Source organism: Nocardioides ochotonae, from assembly GCF_011420305.2.
GTDB lineage: Bacteria > Actinomycetota > Actinomycetes > Propionibacteriales > Nocardioidaceae > Nocardioides > Nocardioides ochotonae.
In genome coordinates this window covers 1,383,863-1,402,490 of record NZ_CP061769.1, presented here as the reverse complement: position 1 = coordinate 1,402,490, position 18,628 = coordinate 1,383,863, and the positions used below count along the sequence as shown (strand labels likewise).

The following is an 18,628-nucleotide window of genomic DNA, read 5'->3' as shown; positions in this document are numbered from 1 at the left end:
CTCGGGTCGGCCCGATGCGGTTCAGTCTGGCAGCCGCTCCATGGCGGCCGCGGCCTCGTCGCGGGTACGCCGGGCGACGGTGAGGCTGGCCTCGGTCTCGTCGCGCACCTGCTCGGCGTCGCTGAGCTCGTCGTCGACCTCCTCCACGGCGGCCTCGAGCTCGGCGAGGCGCCGGCGCAGCTCATCGATCTCGGCCTGCAACTGCAGGGCACGGGCCTCGAGATCGCTGACCTCGGTGGCGGCGGCGTCCCGGTCGCGCTCGGCGTCCTGGACCTCCTGCTCGGCGGCGGCGAGCGCGTCCTCGGCGGCGGCGCGTGCCTTGGCGTCCGCCTCCGGGTCCGGTACGACGTGCAACGCCGGGCGGGCCTCGGGCGCGGCGTCCGCGGGGCGAGCGGTCGCGGCGAAGCCCAGCGCGCCGGGGAGCGCGACCGCGTCCGCGAGGTCGACCGGGTCCACGCCGGTGGCCGCGAGCGGGGCGACCAGCAGGCCGCTGCGCACGGCGCGGGCGCACGCGGGGTCCAGCATCGCGGCGGTCAGGGTGGCCTCGACCTGCCCGGCGACCGCCTCGGTCACCTTCATCCCGCGCTCGCGGGCGACCGCACGCGCCCGGGTGGTCACGGCAGCGGTGAGCTGGCGGCGCTGCTTGGTCAGGGCGCGCAGCTCCTCGCCGTCCATCGACTCCTGGGCCTCGCGCAGCGCGGCGCCGAGGGAGAGCACCTGCTCGACCTGCTCGGCCTCGCCACGCACCAGCTGGTTGACCACCCAGGCCGCGGTGGACGGCTTGCGCAGCTTGCGCACCGGGGCGGCCTCGTCGGTGCCGCGCAGCTGCTTGGCCCGGGCGTCTCGTGCGGGCGTGAACTCCGCGAGCGCCAAGGCATAGAGCTCGTCGGCGATCTCCAGCAGCCGCGCGTCGTCAGTCACCGTCGAGGCCCCGCTCGATCGCCCACCGGGTGAGCTCGACGCGGTTGTGCATCTGCAGCTTGCGCAGCGTGTTCTGCACGTGGTTCTGCACGGTGCGGTGGGAGAGCACGAGCCGCTCCGCGATCTGCTTGTAGCTCATCCCCTTGGCCACCATCTTGAGCACCTCGGTCTCGCGCTCGGTGAGCTCGGGGTGCCCCGGGTCGTCGGCGCTCGGGTCGGCGATGCGCCGGTACTCCCCCAGCACCAGCCCGGCGAGCCCCGCGGTGAAGACGGTGTCGCCCGCGGCCACGCGGCGTACCGCGTCGATGAGCTCCTCGCGCGACGCGGACTTCACCAGGTAGCCGGTGGCGCCGGCCTTGACCGCCTCGAGGACGTCGCCCTGCTCGCCGGAGGCGGAGAGGATCAGCACGCGTGCGGACGGGTCGTGGCGCAGCACCTCCGCGGTGACCGCCACGCCGTTGGGCTCGGGGATCTGCAGGTCGAGCACCAGGACCTGGGGCCGGCAGGCGGGGAACCGCGCCAGTGCCTGGCGCCCGTCGGCGGCCACCCCGACCACGTCGAAGCCGGCCGCGGCCAGGTCGCGCTCGACGGCGTCGCGCCACATCGGGTGGTCGTCGACCACCATCACGCGCACCGGAGCGGGAACCTCAGGCATCGGCCACCGCCCGGTGGTAGCGACCGCGGCGGTGCGCCAGCGGCTCGCGGTCCTCGCCCACGACGAGCTCCTCGACCACGCAGGTCAGCAGGTCCGACCAGCCCAGCGAGGTCACCGACTCCAGTCGTACGCCGGCCCAGGTGGTCGTGCTCGCCAGCCGCGGCCCCCACGGGGTCTGCTCGAACTCGGCCTGGCGGAACACCCCGCCGGGCGCCGGCGCGGTGCCCGCGAACATGTCGGCGAGACCGCGGTCGGGCCAGGAGAGCAGCTGGACGACGCAGCGCGCCCCGTCCCCCGCCGAGTCGCCGTCCCCCGAGGCGTCCGCCAGCGCGTCAGCGAGGTCGGAGTCGGGGTCGATCAGCCCGAGCAGGCGTGCGGGCTCGCCGGCGGCGACCATCAGCGAGGTGACGGTCAGGCCGGCGCGATCGGCGCCGGTGCCCGTGGTCCACAGCGACACCGCGCCGCCGAGGCGTCCCCGCAGCCGCCGCACCCGGTCCTCACCCGTGGGGAAGGGATGCGTGGAGTGGATCGTCATGCGCCGACCCTAGGGCCCCGCGGTACGACGATCTCCCACTCGGTGCCGAACCGGCCGGTGCTGAGCCCGGCGCTGCCGCCGAGATCGGCGACCCGGCCGCAGATGGACTGGCTGACCCCGAGCCGGCCCTGGGCCACGGCCTCGTCGAGCCGGCCCTGGGGGATGCCGGGGCCCTCGTCGCGCACCGAGATCTCGATCTTGTCCCCCACGGCCTCGAGCAGCACCCACGCGGGCGCCTCCGGGCCGACGTGGACCCGCACGTTGTCCAGACAGGCGCGCACGACCGCCACCAGCTCCGCCACCGCGTGCGCCGCGAGCTCCACCGGCGTGCCCGGTGTCGCCACCGTCACCCGGGCGGAGCCCAGCGCGGCCAGCGCGGCGGCCAGGTCGGCGCTCCCGGCCGTGCCGCCGGGACCCTCCGGGTCGACCGCGTCCTGGGCGAGGATCAGGCGCCGCAGCGCGGCCTCCTGCTCCCCGGCGAGGCGGCCCAGGTCGGCGCCCTCACCCCCCAGCTCGGCGCCGCGGCGCTGCACCAGCGCGAGCACCTGGAGCACCCCGTCGTGGACGGCGCGCCCGAGGCGCACCCGCTCCGCCTCGGCGGCGGCCGCACGCTGGGCGCGGTCGCGCTCGGCGGCCATCCGGCGCAGCGAGGAGGCCATGTAGCCCACCACCGGGCCGCCGATCAGCAGCAGGAAGACGTTGCCGTAGTTGGCCTGCCCGATCTCCTCGCGCACCAGCAGGTCGACACTGGCCAGGACCGCGCCCGCGAGCAGCCCGCCGCGCACGCCGTACTGCACCGCGCAGGCCAGCAGGGCCCCCGCGACCCAGAAGCCCGGCACGGTGGCCTGGAAGCCCTCGCCCTTCAGCACCGGCGAGGAGACCAGCGCCGCGACCGCGACCGCGAGGTCGAGCCCGAGGAGCAGCGGGGTCCGGCGGGCGGCGTCGGCGCAGGCGTGGAGGACGTAGGCCGTCCACGCGCCGAGCAGCGCCACGACCAGCACCCCGGTGAGCGGGCGCTGGAAGTTCTCGGCGTTCCACAGGTTGATCGCGACCGCGTTGACCCAGAAGACCACGCGCAGGACCGCGAGCGCGCGGAACAGCCGGTCCTCGACGGTGGGCGCCGGGCGTCGCCACCCGAGCGGGTCGATCAGGACGCCTTCTTGTGCGCGGCGTCCTCGCGACGTGCGGCGCGAGCCTGCTCCTTCGCCTGCTCCTTGGAGAGCTCCTTGGCCTGGGCGGCGTACATGTCGACGTACTCCTGGCCGGAGAGCCGCATGATCTCGTACATGATCTCGTCGGTGATCGAGCGCAGGATGTAGCGGTCGTTCTCCATGCCCTCGTAGCGCGAGAAGTCCAGGGGCTCGCCGAACTTCACCACCGGGCGGGTGAACTTGCCGAACTTCTTGCCGGGCGGGGCGACGACGTCGGTGCCGATCACCGCGACCGGGATCACCGGGGCACGGGACTCGAGCGCGAGGCGCGCGACGCCGGTCTTGCCGCGGTAGAGGCGGCCGTCGTGGGAGCGGGTGCCCTCGGGGTAGATGCCGAACAGGTGGCCCTCGTCGAGGATCCGCTTCGCCGCGCTCAGTGCGCCCTCGGCGGCGCTGCCGCTGGCCCGGTCGATCGGCACCTGGCCCGAGCCGCCGAAGAAGGCCCGCTGCAGGGCGCCCTTGATGCCGGTGCCGTTGAAGTACTCGGCCTTGGCCACGAAGGTGACCCGGCGCGGCAGCCGCAGCGGCATGAACAGCCAGTCGGCGTAGGAGAGGTGGTTGCTGGCCAGGATGGCCGGGCCCTCGGCGGGGACGTTGTCGACCCCGTGCAGCTCAGGGCGGAAGACGACCTTGAGCAGGGGGCCGAGCGCGACCCACTTGAGGAACCAATACAACACGCGATGCACCTTCCGCACACGACCCGGACAGCCGCACTCTAGACCTAGGATCCGCCCATGACGATCCACCCGCTCGCCGCGCCGCTCTCGGCCCCTGCCCGACCCGAGCTGACGGGCGGTCGTCGGGTCGGCATCCTGCTCAGCCACGGCTTCACCGGCCAGCCCGCCTCGGTCAAGCCCTGGGGCGAGCACCTCGCCTCACTGGGGTACGCCGTGGAGGTCCCCCGGCTGCCCGGCCACGGCACCACCTGGCAGGAGATGAACGCCACCCGCTGGGAGGACTGGTACGGCGAGCTGGCCCGCGTCTTCGACGGGCTGTGCCTCGAGAACGACGTGGTCGTGGTGGGCGGCCTGTCGATGGGCGGAGCGCTCGCGCTGCGCCTCGCGGCCGACCACCCGGACCGGGTCTCCGGCGTGGTCGTGGTGAACCCGGCCGTCGCGACCCGGCGCCTCGACGTCAAGCTGCTGCCGGTGCTCCAGCACGTGCTGCCCTCGATGCCGGGCATCGTCGACGACATCGCCAAGCCGGGCGTCACCGAGCACGGCTACCCCCGCACGCCGCTGCGCGCCGCGCGCTCGATGTTCCGCGCCTGGCCCGAGCTGGTCGCCACGCTGCCCCGGGTCACCGCGCCCCTGCTCTACCTGCGCTCGAGCGTCGACCACGTCGTCGACGACCTCTCCGAGCCGCTGATCACCGAGCGGGTCTCCTCCACCGACGTGCGCGTGGTGCGGCTCGAGGACAGCTACCACGTGGCGACCCTCGACCACGACGCCCCGCGCATCTTCGAGGAGAGCGCCGACTTCCTCGCCCGCGTGAGCACCCGATAGCGCCCCCACCCCCACGGAACTACGCTGGACGGGTGCAGCGTGGAAACGACGACGAGGTGTGGCGCAGCATCGTCGAGAACTACGGCGAGCGGCCGCAGCTCGACGACGCGCCCACCCCCGTGGAGCCGGTGGAGCCGGATCCCGAGCCGTACGCCGCGTACGTCGACGACCCCGACCCGGTCCCGGAGCCCGAGGACGGGTTCGTGCCGCCGCCGCCCCCACCGCTGCCCCGACCGACCCGGGACCGGATGATCGCCTGGATCGGGGTCTTCGGCTCCCCCGCCATCCTGCTGCTCTGCCTGCTGCTGGGCGTCTCGCTGCCCGGGATCGTGTCCTACCTGCTGGTCTCGGGCTTCGTCGGCGGCTTCGTCTACCTGGTCTGGCGGATGCCGCGCGAGCCGCGCGACCCCTCGGACGACGGCGCCCGGGTCTAGACCGGCCCCCGGACCAGGCCGGTCAAGTCAGGCCAGGCCGGGTCAAACCCGGTCGCGCAGGGTCGCCTTCGCGGCCAGCCGCGCCGCACCGATGACGCCGGCCTCCGGACCGAACCTCGCCCGCACCAGCGGCGGCACCACGCGGTGCCCGGCGCCGACCAGACTGCGGCCCAGCGCGGCACGTGCCGGCTCCAGCAGCAGCTCGCCGGCCGCCGACACCCCACCGCCGACCACCACGACCTCCGGGTCGAGCGCCGCGACCAGGTTGGCCACGCCCACCCCGAGCCAGTCACCGACCGTGGCGAAGGCCCCACGGGCGACCGCGTCGCCCGCCTCGGCGGCGGCCGTCACCATCGGGCCGACCAGCCGGTCGGGGTCGCCGCCGCACGCCTGCTCCAGCACCGTCGGCTCCTGGCCGATCCGGGCGCGGGCGTGACGCACCAGCGCGTTGCCGCTGCAGTACTGCTCCCAGCACCCGCTGCCCCCGCACTCGCACGGCAGGCCGTCCGGCACCAGCTGCTGGTGACCGAACTCCCCGGCCATGCCGTTGCGCCCGCGCACCAGTCGACGCCCCAGCACCACCGCGCCGCCGATCCCGGTGCCGAGGGTCAGCACGAGGGCGTCGGAGAACTCGCGTGCGCCACCGTGCTCGACCTCGGCGCGGGCGGCGCAGTTGGCGTCGTTGTCGAGCACGACGGTCGTGTCCCAGCGCCGGGCCAGGCGCCCGCGGACCGGGTCATCACGCCAGGGCAGGTGCGGGGCGAACATCACCCGCTCCCCGGCCGCGTCCACGAAGCCGGCCGCGGCCAGCCCGACGCCGTCGATGCGACGCCCGTCGGCCACCTCCAGCACGGCCTCGGTCAGCGCGTCCTCGAGCACGGCGACCTCCACGCGGCGTCCCGGCGTCGTACGCCGTGCGGTGCGGTGGACCGTCGCGTCGGCGTCGACCTCGGCCGCGAGGACCTTGGTGCCGCCCACGTCGACCCCGATGTGGAGCGCCATCCCCGCCGCCGTCCTAGCGCCGGGCGAGGTCGGCGGCGCCGATGACGCCGGCCCGGTTGCCGAGCTCGGCGTGCCGGATGGTCAGGCTGGGGCGGAAGCCACGGCCGGGGAGCTGGGCGTCGAAGGCCTCGCGCGCCGGGTCCAGCAGCAGGTCGCCAGCCTCGCTGACCCCGCCGCCGATCACCACCACCGCAGGGTCGAGGACCGCGGCGAGCGAGGCGATGCCCTCCCCGATCCAGCGGCCCACCTCGGCGAGCCGGGCGCGGGCGAGCTCGTCCCCGGCCTGCGCGGCGCGGGTGACGAGCGGGCCGTCGATGCGCTCGACGTCGCCGCCGGCGAGGTCGAGCAGCGCACCGGCACGTGCCGGGTCGCGGCGCACCGCGGCGCGGGTCTCGCGCACCAGGGCCGAGCCGCTGGCGTACTGCTCCAGGCAGCCGCGGTTGCCGCAGCCGCAGGGCAGCCCGTCGGGCACCACGCGGAGGTGGCCGATCTCGGCGCCGACGCCGAACCCGCCGCGGTACAGCGAGCCGTCGAGCACCAGGCCGCCACCGACCCCGGTGCCGATGGTCAGCAGCAGCAGGTCGTCGGTGTCGTGCCCGGCGCCGAAGCGGAACTCGCCCCACGCAGCGGCGTTGGCGTCGTTCTCGATCACGCACGGCAGGTCGAGACGCTCCTCGAGCTCGGCGCGCAGGTGGACGTCACGCCAGGCGATGTTGGGCGCGAAGTAGATCTTCGCCCGGTCCCGGTCGATGTAGCCCGCCGCGCCGACGCCGACCGCGGTCAGGTCGTGCCGCGAGCCCAGCTCCTTGACCAGCGCGGTCACGGCCTCCTCGATGGCCGCCACGTCGGTCGCGGGCGACTCGACGCGCAGCTCCTCGATCACGGTGCCGTGCTCGTCGACGACGCCGCCGGCGATCTTGGTGCCGCCGATGTCGATGCCGCAGGTCAGGCTCACCGCTGTCCTCCGTCGTGGCTCTCGTCCGGGTCCTCGTCCGGGTCCTCGTCCGGGTCCTCGTCCAGGTCGATGTGGTCGACCCCGGGTCGCGGGGCGCGCGCCTCGTCGGGCACGGCGGTCGCGAGCAGCCCGGCCGCCGCCCGCGCGAGCGAGGTCACGGCGCTGGCGAGGTGGGCGCGTACCTCCGGGCTCGTCTGCCGCACCAGGTGCACGGTGCGGCACACCGGGCACCAGGTGCACTCGGCCCGGTGCTCGTCGCACCGGTGCTCGTCCGCCGGGTTCTGGTCGGCCACCTGCTCGGCATGGTCGGCGAGGCCGGACAGGCCGGCCCCCAGGTCGGGGGCGTGCTCACGGGCCAGCCCGGCGAGGGCGCCGAAGAGCTTGGCGGCCTCCTCGGCGACGCTGCCCACGTCGTGGGCGCTGTCGGGTCCGTCGGTGGGGTGCTGCTCGCCGGGTGGGTCGTGGGGGCCGCTCACGCCAGGTCCTCCGTGTGCTGGTCGGGGTGGTGCGGGACGGTGTCGCGCTCGCTCTCGGCGAACCGCACCCGCAGGGCGCCGTCAGCGACGCGCGCGCCGGCGACCCGCATCCGGGCGAGGCCCGAGGGCAGGGTCAGCAGCCGACGATACGACCCGACCGTCACCACCAGCTCCTCGCCGTTGCGCGCGAGGTCGACGTCACCGCGCTCGACCAGCGGCAGGGCCAGGCGCAGCACGGCCCCGCCCGCGGTGCGGGTGATCGCGAACGGCCCCTCCCCGGCAGGTACGGCGAGCGGGTCGGCCCCGTCGTACACCTCGCGGGCGAGGGCGGCGAGCGCCTCGACGCCCACCGGCTCGGCGGCCCGGTAGACCGAGCGCCACACCGGCAGGCCGACGAAGGAGTCCTCGACCTCGGCGAGCACCCGCTCCTGGGCGTCCACCCACCCGGCGCGCCAGTCGTCGGCGCCGGCCGCCGGGAAGACCCGGTTGGCCAGCACCCCGTCGACGGTGTAGCCGAAGAGCGAGAGGTGGGTCCAGGTACGCCGCGACTCGGCGAGCACCATCGCCTCCGGCGTCAGCACCAGGCGCACGCTCGCGCCCGGACCGGTCAGCAGCGCGTGCACCTCGGCGAGCTCGGCGTGCAGCCGCTCGATGGCGTCGAAGACGTCCCCGCCGGGCATCGGCACGCCGACGGTGCGCTGGAGCACCGGGCGCAGCGTCCGCACGAGGCGGCGCTCGGCGGGCAGCACCCGCTGCATGTACCAGCCCAGCGCCTCGGGCAGCGCCAGCAGCCGCAGCGTCTCGGCGGTGGGCCCGCAGTCGACGACGATGGCGTCCCACTCCCCCGAGCGGGCGCGCAGCCGCAGCTCGAGCAGCGCCAGCACCTCCTCGGCGCCGGGCAGCACCGTGAGCTCCTCGGCGGCGACCCGGTCGACACCGACCGCGTCGAGCACCTGCAGCAGGTAGCGCTGCACGTCGGCCCAGGACTGCTCGAAGCGGAGCTGGGCGTCGACCTGCTGCACGAAGAGCCGCGGCGCCACCTCGGTGGGCTCCGCACCCACCGCGACGCCGTAGGCATCGGCGAGCGAGTGCGCGGCGTCGGTGGAGAGCACGAGCGTGCGGGCGCCGTCCGCCGCGGCCAGGGCGGCGGTGCCGGCGGCGAGCGTGGACTTGCCGACGCCGCCCTTGCCGGTCAGGAGGAGGATGCGCACGGCGGTCGCGGGAGGCGGAGTCGGCGCGCTCAGCGCGACGACTCGACGCGCTTCTTCAGGCCCTTGAGCGCGGTGTCGATGAGGATCTTCTCGCCCTTGCGCTTCAGCATCCCGATCAGGGGGACCGAGACGTCCAGCGCCAGTCGGTAGGTCACCTCGGTGCGCCCGCCGCCGAGGTCGCGCAGCGTGTAGGCGCCGTCGAGCGCCTTGAGCATGTTGCCCTCGACCAGGTTCCAGGTGACCTCGTCGTAGCCGTCCCAGTCGTAGGCGAGGGTGTACTCGTCCTTGATCGGCGCCACGTCGAGCACGAAGTGGACCCGCTTGGCCCAGCCGTCCTCGCCCGGCTCCACGACCCGGACCTCCTGCATGCCCTTGGCCCACTCGGGATAGGCCTCGAAGTCGCCGATGACCTCCATGACCTCGCCCGGAGCGGCCTCGATCACGATCGAGGAGCTGGTCTGCTCGGCCATCGGTTCCCCTTGCGGTCGGGTCGGGTGCGGGCGCTCGGCAGCGTACCGGATGCGGCGGCGACGCAACCCGACGGTAACGTGCGCAACATTGACCACCTACGGTCCGACCAGGAGGAAACACGTGCGGGAGTTCTCCACGCCCATGACGGTCGAGGTCCCCAGCACGGGAAACCTCACCGACGACGTCGTGCGCAACGCCACGGAGGCACCGCAGGCGGTCCTCTTCAGCCGCCAGAACCCGGAGGGCTGGACCGATGTCAGCGCCGCCGAGTTCCTCGCGGAGGTGCAGGCCACCGCGAAGGGCCTGGTCGCGGCCGGGATCGAGCCGGGCGACCGCATCGCCCTGCTGTCGAAGACCCGCTATGAGTGGACGCTGCTGGACTACGCGATCTGGTTCGCCGGCGCGGTGTCGGTGCCGATCTACGAGACCTCCTCGGCCTCCCAGATCCAGTGGATCCTCCAGGACTCCGGCGCGAAGGCCATCGTGGCCGAGAACGCCGACCACCTCGCCCGGATCGCGGAGATCCGCGGCGAGCTGAGCGAGCTCAACCACGTCTGGTCCATCGGTGACGGCGCGATCGAGGTGCTCACCAGCCTGGGCGGCGACATTCGCGACGAGGACCTGGAGAAGCGGCGCACCGCCGCGACCCCGTTGGACCTGGCCACGCTGATCTACACCTCGGGCACCACCGGGCGGCCCAAGGGCTGCATGGTCACGCACGGCAACTTCATGTTCGAGCTGGGCGTGGCCGTCGACGAGCTGCACGAGCTGTTCTCCGGCAAGGACGCCTCCACGCTGATCTTCCTGCCGCTGGCCCACGTCTTCGCGCGCATCCTCCAGATCGGCGCCATCAAGGCCGGCGCCCGCATCGGGCACACCCCGGACACCACGAACCTGATGGCCGACCTCCAGTCGTTCCGTCCGACGTTCCTGCTGGCCGTGCCCCGCGTGTTCGAGAAGGTGTTCAACACCGCCTCGCAGAACGCCGCCGCCGACGGCAAGGGCCGGATCTTCGACCGGGCCGCCGACGTCGCGATCGCCTACTCCCGCGGCATCGACGCGGGCCGGATCCCCCTCGGCGTGCGCCTCCAGCACGCGGTGTTCGCCAAGCTGGTCTACGCCAAGCTGCTGACCGCGCTCGGCGGCAAGTGCGGCTACGCGATCTCCGGCGGCGCCGCGCTCGGCGAGCGCCTGGGCCACTTCTTCCGCGGCGTCGGCATCACCGTCCTCGAGGGCTACGGCCTCACCGAGACCACCGCCGCGCTCTCGGCGAACATGCCGACCGCCACCAAGATGGGCAGCGTCGGTCGCCCGTTCCCCGGCACCACCGTCCGCGTCGCCGAGGACGGCGAGCTGCTGTTCCGCGGCGGCCAGGTCTTCGCCGGCTACTGGAACGACGAGGCGGCCACCGCGGAGGCCCTGGAGCCGGACGGCTGGTTCCACACCGGCGACATCGGCGAGGTCGACGACGAGGGCTTCATCCGGATCACCGGGCGCAAGAAGGAGATCATCGTGACCGCGGGCGGCAAGAACGTCGCGCCCGCCGTGCTCGAGGACCGTCTGCGCTCGCACTACCTCATCAGCCAGTGCATCGTCGTCGGCGACGGCCAGCCCTTCATCGCCGCCCTCGTCACCCTCGACCCCGAGACCTGGCCGCGCTGGGCCGAGCTCAACGGCAAGACCGGTCCGCTCACCGACCACCTGGACGACCCGGACCTGCTCGCCGAGATCCAGGGCGCCATCGACGAGGCCAACCTCGCGGTCTCCAAGGCCGAGTCGATCCGCAAGTTCCGGATCCTCTCGATCGACTGGACCGAGGAGGACGGCATGCTCACCCCGAGCCTCAAGCTCAAGCGCCGCGAGGTCGTCCGCGAGCACCGCGCGGACATCGACGCGCTCTACGCCTGAGCCGGACGCCGGGCCGGCTGCTCCACGGCTGGCGCGCGGCTACTCCTCTTGGGCCAACCGCTGCGCCAGCGCGATCCGCGTCCACCCCGTGGGGTGGGAGCCGAACCACAGCTGGGACGGCGCCCACGGCGTCGGGTCGGCCAAGGAACGGGTCATCAGCTGCACCTGCATGTCGACGAACGTCTCGGGATCGTCGGTGGCGCGCAGCGCGTCGACGTCGGCGCGCAGCTCGATGTGGCGGCTGATCGTGTTCTGCACCGGGCTGGACAGGAAGGTCGCGAGCGCGACCAGCGCCAGCACGACCGGCACGCACGCGGGGTCCCCGAGCCGGGTGGCCCGGCGCCGGCCACCGAGCACCAGCCCGAGCAGGCCGACGCCGAACGCCGCACCGCTCGCGCCGAGCACCGACCCCACCAGCACGTCGTCGTGGCGCGCGTGGGCCAGCTCGTGCGCGACCACCGTCAGCGCCTGGTCCTGCGGCAGCTCCTCGACGAGGGTGTCGTAGAGGACCACGCGCCGGGTCCCACCGAACCCCGAGACGTAGGCGTTGAGGGTCGTGGTGCGCTGGGAGGCGTCGTTGACCAGCACCTCGTCGACGTCGACCCCCTCCTCCTCGGCGAGGGCGAGGACACCGTCGCGCAGCGCACCGTCCGGCAGCGTGGTGAAGGAGCTGAACAGCGGCTCCACCACGATCGGGTAGACGAAGGACCCCAGCATCACCAGCGTCGCCGCGACGCCCGCGGCGATCACCGGCCAGGCCCGGCGCCAGCGGCGCGCGCAGGCCATGACCGCGAGCAGCGCCAGCGAGGTCACGACGATGTCGAGCAGCTCGCCCGTGACCAGGTCGGCGGCGTACCCGTCCCACGACTGCACCGAGAGCCCGTACTCGCGCAGGTGCAGGCGCTGCCGGATGCCGAAGGGAAGGGTGACCAGCCGACCGACGAGGTCGAGGAAGGCGACCGCGAGGACCACCTGCAGCCACCACGGCCCGCGCTGCACGCGCGCGACCACCGCCCGGCCGCGCCGGGTGAAGCCGAACCAGCAGGCCACCAGGAGCGAGACCGCCAACGAGCTCCAGCTCCACACCCGTGACCAGGTGGTGAAGGTCTCGGCGCGCGCGAGGTGCTCGGCGCCGAAGTACGCCGCGGGATCGGCCGGGGTCAGGTCGCCGCCCGGGACCGGGTCCCACGGCACCAGCCACGCCGCGAGGGCGACGAAGAGCAGGCCGGCCACGATGCTGACGCCGAGCGCTGCCGGCCGGTGCTCTGGGGTCACGCCGCCAAGTCTCGCAGCCGCTCGCGCCAGGCGGTGGTCAGCGCGTCCACGTCCCACCCCGCGATCCTGTCGAGCACGGCGTCGAGGTCCTCCCCGTCGCGCACGCTCTCGTAGACCTCGACCAGCCCGGCCTCCCCCGCCCGCTCGGCGAGCACCACGGCCGCCAGCCACGCGCTCTCATAGACCGCACCGAGCCCGCCGTTGGCGACGTCGAAGGCGCGCACGTCCGGCAGCGCCCGGGGGGCGCCGCGCTCGCGCACCTGACGCACGATCTGGGCGCCGGTCGTCGAGACCGGCAGGTCCACGTCGCGCAGCGCCACGTAGTCGGCGAAGCCCTCCAGCAGCCACAGCGGCATCGAGCTGGTCGCGACGCCGGTGGCGACGTGCACCGCCTCGTGGCTCATCACCACCTGCGCCCCCGAGCGGCGCAGCCGGTCGTACTCCTCGGGGTTCACCAGCACGTGGGTCGGCGCGCCACGGTCGCGGGAGCCGTCGACGGTGGCGGTGACCGCGGCGATCCCCGCATAGGTCCCCGGCTCGGCGCCGAGCGCCCGGTCCAGGTCGCGCGAGGACGCCGGCACCTCCACCACCAGGCGCGGGCGCCACGACGGCAGCACCCGGCGTACGACGGGGACCGCCGCGCGCGCCAGCGCGGCGTAGCGGGGCGCGTCGTCGGCGCTCGCGGCGACCAGCACGAGGGTCTCCGGGGTGCGGCGGACCTGCACCGCCGTCGCCAGCCACAGCGGCGCGCGCCCGGCGCCGCCGACGGACTCGATCACCACGCCGTCCCTGAAGGAGGGACCGGAGGGAGAGGAGGGAGCGGAGCGCAGCGCCACCTCCAGCTCGGCGCGGGCGACCTCCGTGTCGAAGCCCGCGAAGCGCCAGGTCGCCTCGACGGCGGCGCGCCAGCGGCCCTCGTCGTCGGCCGGGGCGGTGGCATCGATGTAGCGCAGACTGAAGTCGGTGACCCGCAGCCGGCGGGCGTTGGCCACGATGTGCGCGACGTCCTCGGGGCCGGCCCCGGGGTCCTGCCGCTCGCCGACCGCCCGCTCCAGCGCCGCCAGTGCCCGGACGGCCCCGGCGGGGTCGACCGCGCCGGGCGTGACCCCGTCCTCGCGCTCGGGGGCGACATGGGGGCCGGAGGTGAGCACGAGCGCGACGCCTGCGAGGAGCGCCAGCAGCAGGAACAGCGAAAGGCCGGCCACCCACCGACGTGGGTGACCGGCCTTCGCGGACGGCTCGTGTGCCAGGGCGATCAGCCCGGGCGGACGGCGCCGACGTAGGGCATGGAGTGCAGCGGCGCGGTGGTCACACCGCTGCCCGGGTTGGCCGCGTGGACGATCTGGCCGTTGCCGATGTACATGCCGACGTGGCTGATCGGGCTGTAGTAGAAGACCAGGTCGCCGGGCTGGAGGTCACCCTCGGAGATCCGCGGACCCGAGGAGAACTGCGCGCTCGAGGAGTGCGGCAGCGCGACGCCGGCCTGGGCCCACGCCATCATGGTCAGCCCGGAGCAGTCGAAGGCGCTGGGGCCCGCGGCACCGTAGACGTAGGCGTCGCCGACCTGGGCCATGGCGTACTGGATCGCCGCGCCGGCGCGACCCGAGGCGGGGACGCTGGCGGGAGCCGGGGCGTCCTCGCGGGAAGCGCTGCGCGAGACGAGCGCCTCGCGCTCCTCGGCCTCGAGGCGGTCGAGCAGAGCCTGGGCCTCGTCGAACTTCTCCTCGATGGCCTCCTTCTGCTCGGCCATCTCCTCCTTGGTCTCCGCGACCTTGGCGATCCGGCTCTCGGTGGCCTCGCGGCGCAGCTCGAGGGCCTTGACCTCGGTGGTGTAGCTGCCGAGCAGCTCGCCCTGGAGATCGTTGAAGGCCGCCATCGTGGTGAGCGAGGCGAGGAAGGCACCGGGGTCGTCGGAGACGAAGACCTCACCGGCGGCCGAGAGGCCCTGGCCGGTGTACTGGGTCACGATCGAGTCGGCGACCTGGTCGCGCACGCCGGACAGGCGCTGGTCCTGCCGCTTCTCGTCGGCGCGCAGCGAGGTGAGGTCGCCCTGGAGGTCGGCCAGCTCGAGCTTGGCGTCGTTGTAGCGCTCCGAGGCCTGCTCGGCCTCGTGGTAGAGCCGATCCACCCGCTCCTTGACATCGTCGATGTCGGGCTCGGCGTTGGCCGGGGTCGAGGGGCTGAGCGCGATGGCCCCGATGAGTCCGGTGCCGGCGAGGGCACTGATGAATCGCTTGCGACCGTGCTGCACGAGCGGGCGGTCTCCCTTGCATGTCGTACGCCTACCGGGTGAGCTGTCGGGTTCGGGCACGACTTGCCCTACCCCCGCTCCTCGGAGTGCTTGCGCACTCCGCCTTGCGAGGGATTCACCCCAGGTGATGGTGGTTCCCCGGTTCCTGGGCCGTTCGAGAACGGCCCGGGACTCAGCGCGGTGCCCGCGCGGATCGAGTGATCCACTCCCACGGGCACCTGATGACGACACGTTAACCCCACCCATCCGGCGCAGCCAATCCGCCTCCCTGCAAGCGGACGGGAATTTACCGACGGGTCACATGCGGACCCCGGCGCCGGCGACGCGGTTCACGCCGACTCGGTGTAGGGCGAGTCGACCGCACTCACCAGTCGCAACGGGGGCACCAGCCCGCCCTCGGCCAGGATGTCGAGCGCTCGGCGCTCGTCGTCGTCGAAGGTGAGCTCCGGCGGCGGGCCCAGGAGCACCGTCACCACGCAGTCGTGGCAGGCCAGGGCGCGCACCACGCAGGTGTCGCAGTCGATCCTCGTCGTCATGCTGCGCACGTTGACAGCGACCACCGACAGTCAGCCCACCGCGGGCCGGTACGGCGTGTCGGGCGGGTACGTCGGCCGGCCCGTCGGTGTGATCAGGCCGTGCGGTCGAGCAGCGCACGCAGCACGTCGGAGGGGACCACCCGGGCACCGGCGCGGGCCACGTCGGCCCCGAGCGCCCCGTCGCTGGTGACCACCAGCACGACGCGGCCCACCGGCTCCGCCGTGACGAGGTCGCGGATCACGTCGTCGGCGATCACGCCCTCGGGACTGAACAGCACCTTCACCCCGCGCGGGGCGCCGACCACCGGGCGGTGGCTCGAGGCGGCGGCGTCGAAGACCACCGTCGTCTCCGCGCCGGTGCGCGCCACGACGGGTGCCAGCGCCTTGAGCAGCCGGATCCGCTGGGCCTCCAGCGAGGACTGGGGCCAGGCGGTCTTGCTGACGTTGTAGCCGTCGACGACCAGCCGCGCCCGCGGCATGGCGAGGTACTGCTCGAGCAGGGCCGGCGTCACCGAGGGCCGGACCGGACCACCGCCCGGGCCGCGCTCCCCCGCGCCGGCCACCTCGGCCTCCACGCGGTCAGCCGGGTTGCCCGAGACCGGTGGCAGCGCGAGCTCGCGCTGCAGCCCACCGGCCGCGTCGAGCAGCGTCTCCAGCAGCACCCGGGCCCGCACCGTCCCCTCGTCCTTCGCCGCGCGCGTCGTACGACGGCCCGCGGCGAGCTCCTCCTCGAGCCCGCTCACCTGGGCGCGCAGCCGGCGGACCTCCTTGAGGTGGGCGGCCGCCTGGGCCTGCGCCTCCTCGCGCGCGGCGACGGCCTCGCGCAGCTCGTTCTCCTCCCCGGACCGGGCAGCGCGCTCGGCCGCCCGGCTCTCGCCGAGGCGGCGGCGCAGCGTGCTGATCTCGGACTTGTACTCATCGACCTGCACCCGGTGGCTGGCGCGCAGCTCGCGGTGCGCCTGCTCGGCCTGCTCCAGGCGCGCCCGCAGCCGCTCCACCTCCGCCTCGCGCGCCCCGGTGCCGGTCTGCTCCTCCAGGCGGCGTACCCCGTCGGCGAGCACCGCGGTCCAGCCCTCCGGGCGCAGCAGCCACGCGAGCGCCAGCGCGTCGACGGGGTCCGCGGCCGCCGGTCCGCGCGCCGTCAGCTGCACCGCCACCCGCTCCCGCAGGTCGTCGTCGGCCAGCGCCGCGGTGATCGCGCCGGCGCCGAGCCGGCCGCGGCGGGCCGGCGCGAACGCCGCGACCCGGCGCAGGCTCGGCGGCAGCCGCGGGACCTCGGGCAGCACCTCGGCGGCGCGGGCGACGACGCGGGCGCGCACCGGCGCCGGAAGCGTCTCCAGCCCCGGCTCCGTGGTGGTGCTCACGACGTCGTCCATCGTGACCAGCCTATGCCGCGCGGCGTCGCGGGGTTGTCGGTGCCGCGCCCTACGGTCGTGCCCATGAGCAGTGCCGGCAGTGCAGTACGTGACGGGGTTCGGGAGTCGGCATCGCCGCAGGGACGAGCAGCAGGGCCGGCGCCCTCGCGCTGGGAGTCCCAGCGCTCCTTCGACGAGCTCGGTCGACCGTTGCGCGACATCACCTTCTGCGTGGTCGACCTCGAGACCACGGGCGGCTCGGCGGCGGCCGGGTCGATGATCACCGAGATCGGCGCGGTCAAGGTCCGCGGCGGGGAGGTGCTCGGCGAGTTCCAGACGCTGGTCAACCCGCACACCGACATCCCCGCCTTCATCGCGGTCCTCACCGGCATCACCAACTCGATGGTCGCCGACGCGCCGGGCATCGAGACCGCGCTGCCCGCCTTCCTGGAGTTCGCCGCCGGCTGCGTGCTGGTGGCCCACAACGCGCCCTTCGACGTCGGCTTCCTCCAACACTTCGCCGCCCGCCAGGAGCGCGCCTGGCCCGCGTTCGAGGTCGTGGACACCGTGAAGCTGGCGCGCCGGGTGATCACCCGTGACGACGCGCCCAACTGCAAGCTCTCGACGCTCGCCGCGCTGTTCGGCGCGGGTACCACCCCCAACCACCGCGCACTGGCCGACGCGCGCGCCACCGTCGACGTCCTGCACGGGCTGATGGAGCGCCTGGGCTCCCTCGGCGTGCACACCCTGGAGGAGCTGCAGACGTTCTCCTCCCGCGTCAGCACCGCCCAGCGCCAGAAGCGCCACCTGGCCGAGGGGCTCCCCCGCACCGCCGGGGTCTACCTCTTCCGCGACGCCGAGGAGCGGGTCCTCTACATCGGCACCTCGCGCGACCTGCGCACCCGCGTGCGCTCCTACTTCACCGCCTCCGAGACCCGCTCGCGGATGGGCGAGATGATCGGCCTGGCCACCAGCGTGACCGGCATCGAGTGCGCCACACCGCTGGAGGCCGAGGTCCGCGAGCTGCGGCTGATCGCCGAGCACAAGCCGCGCTACAACCGCCGCTCCCGGTTCCCCGAGAAGGTCCACTTCCTCAAGCTCACGCGGGAGCCGTGGCCGCGACTGTCCCTGGTGCGCAAGGTGCTGGACGACGACGCCGACTACGTCGGCCCGTTCGGCTCGCGCAAGGTCGCCGAGAAGTGCCTGGCCGCGCTGCACGACACCTTCCCCGTGCGCCAGTGCTCCGACCGCTTCGGCCGGGTCGCCTCCCGGGTCCCCTGCGTGCTGGCCGAGATGCGCCGCTGCCTCTCGCCCTGCGACGGGAGCGTCGACGAGGCCGCCTACGGCGTGGTGGTGAGCCGGCTGCGCGACGCGCTCGTCCGGCGCCCCGACGAGGTCGTCGAGGCGATCAACGCCAAGATGGCCGTGCTGGCCGCCGACGAGCGCTTCGAGGAGGCCGGCGTGCACCGCGACCGGCTCGCGGCGTTCGTCAGGGCCGCGTCACGGACCCAGCGGCTCTCCGCCCTGACCCGGTGCCCCGAGGTGGTCGCGGGGCGCCGCGACGACGACGGCCGCTGGAGCGTGCACGTGGTGCGCCACGGGCGCCTCGCCGCGGCCGGCGTGATCCCATCCGGCGCCGACGCGCACGCCTACGTCGAGCAGCTGCGCGCCAGCGCCGAGACCGTGCGCACCGCGCCGGGCCCGGTGCCCGCCGCGACCGCCGAGGAGACCGAGAAGGTGCTGCGCTGGCTGGAGTCGCCGGGCATCCGGCTCATCGACGTCGAGGGCGAGTGGACCTGCCCGGTCGCCGGCGCCACCCGCCACCTCGCCCTGCACGACGCGGTCGCCGAGTCGCGCCGCACCCTGGTGCCGTTCGGCGAGCGCACCGACGTGACGCCGGTGCACCGTCCGGCGCGATAGCGTCGGA

Annotated in this window: 19 protein-coding genes and 1 riboswitch; of the genes, 4 read left to right on the top strand and 15 right to left on the bottom strand. The window is 74.3% G+C overall.

Annotation, left to right across the window (positions count from 1 at the left end):
* Positions 1-21: 21 nt before the first annotated feature.
* Genes HBO46_RS06845 through HBO46_RS06825 form a run of 5 tightly spaced genes read right to left on the bottom strand, consistent with a single transcriptional unit; the run spans position 22 to position 3,999 of the window.
* A complete protein-coding gene (locus HBO46_RS06845) occupies positions 22-921 on the bottom strand; it encodes a hypothetical protein (protein ID WP_166140432.1) in 900 nt (299 codons plus the stop codon).
* Positions 914-1,576 (bottom strand): response regulator, encoded by a 663-nt coding sequence (locus HBO46_RS06840; RefSeq protein ID WP_166140431.1) that lies wholly within the window; start codon positions 1,574-1,576, stop codon positions 914-916. The genes HBO46_RS06845 and HBO46_RS06840 overlap by 8 nt, the downstream gene beginning before the upstream one ends.
* A complete protein-coding gene (locus tag HBO46_RS06835) occupies positions 1,569-2,111 on the bottom strand; it encodes a flavin reductase family protein (protein WP_166140430.1) in 543 nt (180 codons plus the stop codon). The genes HBO46_RS06840 and HBO46_RS06835 overlap by 8 nt, the downstream gene beginning before the upstream one ends.
* Complete coding sequence (gene macS, locus HBO46_RS06830; protein WP_166140511.1) at positions 2,108-3,259, bottom strand: MacS family sensor histidine kinase; 1,152 nt, start codon at positions 3,257-3,259, stop codon at positions 2,108-2,110. Before macS ends, HBO46_RS06835 begins: the two co-directional genes overlap by 4 nt.
* Positions 3,259-3,999 carry a 1-acyl-sn-glycerol-3-phosphate acyltransferase gene (locus HBO46_RS06825; protein ID WP_166140510.1) on the bottom strand — a complete coding sequence of 247 codons (741 nt, stop codon included), beginning with the start codon at positions 3,997-3,999 and terminating at the stop codon, positions 3,259-3,261. Before HBO46_RS06825 ends, macS begins: the two co-directional genes overlap by 1 nt.
* 57 nt (positions 4,000-4,056) lie before the next feature.
* Here HBO46_RS06825 and HBO46_RS06820 point away from each other — a divergent pair, with 57 nt between their 5' ends.
* Positions 4,057-4,827, top strand: a complete 771-nt coding sequence (locus HBO46_RS06820) for an alpha/beta hydrolase (RefSeq protein ID WP_166140429.1) — start codon at positions 4,057-4,059, stop codon at positions 4,825-4,827.
* Between the two features lie 32 nt (positions 4,828-4,859).
* The gene (locus HBO46_RS06815) at positions 4,860-5,261 is read left to right on the top strand and encodes a hypothetical protein (protein ID WP_166140428.1); all 402 of its coding nucleotides are present in this window, start codon (positions 4,860-4,862) and stop codon (positions 5,259-5,261) included.
* 42 nt (positions 5,262-5,303) lie between these two features.
* On the opposite strand, the gene HBO46_RS06810 is transcribed toward HBO46_RS06815, so the two are convergent.
* The 5 genes from HBO46_RS06810 to HBO46_RS06790 are packed head-to-tail and all read right to left on the bottom strand — an operon-like array spanning position 5,304 to position 9,375.
* Positions 5,304-6,263, bottom strand: a complete 960-nt coding sequence (locus HBO46_RS06810) for an ROK family protein (RefSeq protein ID WP_166140427.1) — start codon at positions 6,261-6,263, stop codon at positions 5,304-5,306.
* 13 nt (positions 6,264-6,276) lie between these two features.
* Positions 6,277-7,218, bottom strand: a complete 942-nt coding sequence (locus HBO46_RS06805; protein ID WP_166140426.1) for an ROK family glucokinase — start codon at positions 7,216-7,218, stop codon at positions 6,277-6,279.
* The gene (locus HBO46_RS06800) at positions 7,215-7,694 is read right to left on the bottom strand and encodes a hypothetical protein (protein WP_166140425.1); all 480 of its coding nucleotides are present in this window, start codon (positions 7,692-7,694) and stop codon (positions 7,215-7,217) included. Before HBO46_RS06800 ends, HBO46_RS06805 begins: the two co-directional genes overlap by 4 nt.
* Positions 7,691-8,905, bottom strand: a complete 1,215-nt coding sequence (locus HBO46_RS06795; protein ID WP_166140424.1) for an ArsA family ATPase — start codon at positions 8,903-8,905, stop codon at positions 7,691-7,693. The genes HBO46_RS06800 and HBO46_RS06795 overlap by 4 nt, the downstream gene beginning before the upstream one ends.
* A 29-nt stretch (positions 8,906-8,934) precedes the next feature.
* Positions 8,935-9,375, bottom strand: coding sequence for an SRPBCC family protein (locus tag HBO46_RS06790; protein WP_166140423.1), 441 nt, complete (start codon positions 9,373-9,375; stop codon positions 8,935-8,937).
* Between the two features lie 121 nt (positions 9,376-9,496).
* On the opposite strand from HBO46_RS06790, the gene HBO46_RS06785 reads away from it, so the two are divergent.
* Complete coding sequence (locus HBO46_RS06785; protein ID WP_166140422.1) at positions 9,497-11,284, top strand: AMP-dependent synthetase/ligase; 1,788 nt, start codon at positions 9,497-9,499, stop codon at positions 11,282-11,284.
* A gap of 39 nt (positions 11,285-11,323) precedes the next feature.
* Here the strand turns inward: HBO46_RS06785 and HBO46_RS06780 are convergent, their stop codons facing one another.
* The 5 genes from HBO46_RS06780 to HBO46_RS06760 all read right to left on the bottom strand — a co-directional run bounded on the left by HBO46_RS06780 (position 11,324) and on the right by HBO46_RS06760 (position 16,722).
* Positions 11,324-12,559, bottom strand: coding sequence for a M48 family metallopeptidase (locus tag HBO46_RS06780; RefSeq protein WP_166140421.1), 1,236 nt, complete (start codon positions 12,557-12,559; stop codon positions 11,324-11,326).
* Positions 12,556-13,764, bottom strand: a complete 1,209-nt coding sequence (locus HBO46_RS06775; protein WP_166140420.1) for a hypothetical protein — start codon at positions 13,762-13,764, stop codon at positions 12,556-12,558. The genes HBO46_RS06780 and HBO46_RS06775 overlap by 4 nt, the downstream gene beginning before the upstream one ends.
* 50 nt (positions 13,765-13,814) lie before the next feature.
* On the bottom strand, positions 13,815-14,810 hold the full coding sequence (locus HBO46_RS06770; protein ID WP_166140419.1) for a C40 family peptidase: 996 nt from the start codon (positions 14,808-14,810) through the stop codon (positions 13,815-13,817).
* A 27-nt stretch (positions 14,811-14,837) separates the two neighbouring features.
* Positions 14,838-14,988, bottom strand: a riboswitch (cyclic di-AMP (ydaO/yuaA leader).
* 151 nt (positions 14,989-15,139) lie between these two features.
* Entirely contained in the window at positions 15,140-15,346 is a 207-nt protein-coding gene (locus HBO46_RS06765) for a hypothetical protein (RefSeq protein ID WP_191480209.1), read from the bottom strand.
* 92 nt (positions 15,347-15,438) lie between these two features.
* Positions 15,439-16,722: an NYN domain-containing protein gene (locus tag HBO46_RS06760; RefSeq protein WP_166140418.1), complete on the bottom strand. Its 1,284-nt coding sequence runs from the start codon at positions 16,720-16,722 to the stop codon at positions 15,439-15,441.
* Positions 16,723-16,785: 63 nt separating this feature from the next.
* On the opposite strand from HBO46_RS06760, the gene HBO46_RS06755 reads away from it, so the two are divergent.
* Positions 16,786-18,621, top strand: a complete 1,836-nt coding sequence (locus tag HBO46_RS06755; protein ID WP_166140417.1) for a DEDD exonuclease domain-containing protein — start codon at positions 16,786-16,788, stop codon at positions 18,619-18,621.
* The last annotated feature ends 7 nt before the right edge of the window (positions 18,622-18,628 follow it).

Excerpts from the sequence above, each read along its gene's own strand:
- HBO46_RS06840 (WP_166140431.1), bottom strand. The coding sequence starts at position 1,576 with ATGCCTGAGGTTCCCGCTCCGGTGCGCGTGATGGTGGTCGACGACCAC.
- HBO46_RS06835 (WP_166140430.1), bottom strand. The coding sequence starts at position 2,111 with ATGACGATCCACTCCACGCATCCCTTCCCCACGGGTGAGGACCGGGTG.
- HBO46_RS06820 (WP_166140429.1), top strand. The coding sequence starts at position 4,057 with ATGACGATCCACCCGCTCGCCGCGCCGCTCTCGGCCCCTGCCCGACCC.
- HBO46_RS06810 (WP_166140427.1), bottom strand. The coding sequence starts at position 6,263 with ATGGCGCTCCACATCGGGGTCGACGTGGGCGGCACCAAGGTCCTCGCG.
- HBO46_RS06790 (WP_166140423.1), bottom strand. The coding sequence starts at position 9,375 with ATGGCCGAGCAGACCAGCTCCTCGATCGTGATCGAGGCCGCTCCGGGC.
- HBO46_RS06765 (WP_191480209.1), bottom strand. The coding sequence starts at position 15,346 with ATGACGACGAGGATCGACTGCGACACCTGCGTGGTGCGCGCCCTGGCC.
- HBO46_RS06760 (WP_166140418.1), bottom strand. The coding sequence starts at position 16,722 with ATGGACGACGTCGTGAGCACCACCACGGAGCCGGGGCTGGAGACGCTT.
- HBO46_RS06755 (WP_166140417.1), top strand. The coding sequence starts at position 16,786 with ATGAGCAGTGCCGGCAGTGCAGTACGTGACGGGGTTCGGGAGTCGGCA.